1 protein-coding gene is annotated in these 1,100 nt (G+C 60.5%); it reads left to right on the top strand.

Annotation, left to right across the window (positions count from 1 at the left end):
- A partial coding sequence (locus ROE7235_RS19660) for a transposase (RefSeq protein WP_121097743.1) occupies positions 1-1,026 on the top strand: 1,026 nt, incomplete at its 5' end.
- Between the last annotated feature and the right edge of the window lie 74 nt (positions 1,027-1,100).

Raw genomic sequence — 1,100 nt, 5'->3', positions numbered from 1 at the left:
CTACGCCACCTGTTCGAGACGACCGTCGCGCGCTGCATCTCTGAAGGTCTTGTCAGCGGTCAGCGCATGGCGATTGATGCCAGCCTGATCGAAGCGGATGCCAACAAGCAAAACTCGACGCCGAAGGAAGACTGGGACGCAGCGAGCATCGACCCGGCGGATGCACCCCGCGCGGTTCGCGAGTATCTCGAAACGCTGGACGAGGCAGCATTCGGTGCGGCCAGCGAAGTGCAGCCAAAGTTCACCTCACATTCCGACCCGGCCAGCCAGTGGACTGCAGCGCGCAAGGGGCCCGCTTTCTTCAGCTATTCCGACAACTACCTGATCGACACGGATCATGGTGTCATCGTGGACGTCGAGGCGACAAGGTCGATCCGGCAGGCCGAGGTCGGCTCGACCAAAACCATGCTGGACCGCGTGAAGACCAGGTTCGATCTGCATCCTCAACGGCTGATCGCGGACACCGCCTACGGCACCGGACCGATGCTGGGCTGGCTGGTCGACCGCAAGATCGCACCGCACATTCCGGTCTTCGACAAGTCTGGCCGCAGCGATGGCACCTGGAGCCGGGCGGACTTCAAGTGGGACGCGGAGAGCGACCAATATGTCTGCCCCGAGGGCCAGGCACTGAAGCAATTCCGTCGGAACTATTCCGACCCAAACCGGGGGCCGAGCAGTGAGGGTCGGGCCAAATACCGTGCTTTGAAATTGACCTGTCAGGCCTGCCCGTCGAAACAGAAATGCTGCCCGAACGCAGATGCCAGATCTATCACCCGCGAGGAACACGAAGATGCGCGCCAGGTTGCGCGCGACATCGCCAAAACAAAGCAATACGACATCTCGATGAAGCTCCGAAAGAAGGTCGAGATGCTCTTCGCGCACCTCAAACGGATCCTCGGCTTGGGGCGGCTCCGATTACGTGGTCCATGCGGCGCAAATGACGAATTCCTGCTCGCCGCAACCGCCCAGAACCTCCGCAAATTAGCCAAGATCTTTCCTGCGCCGCAGCAAATGCGCAAAGCCTGACAGGAAAGGCGCGCGCGCCCGGTTTGGAACGACTATTTCTGCGCTCGCAAACGTCTGTTTTTCCACAGAATCGG

It is taken from the genome of Roseinatronobacter ekhonensis (assembly GCF_900499075.1).
GTDB classification, from domain to species: domain Bacteria; phylum Pseudomonadota; class Alphaproteobacteria; order Rhodobacterales; family Rhodobacteraceae; genus Roseinatronobacter; species Roseinatronobacter ekhonensis.
This window is presented reverse-complemented; position numbering and strand designations above follow the sequence as displayed.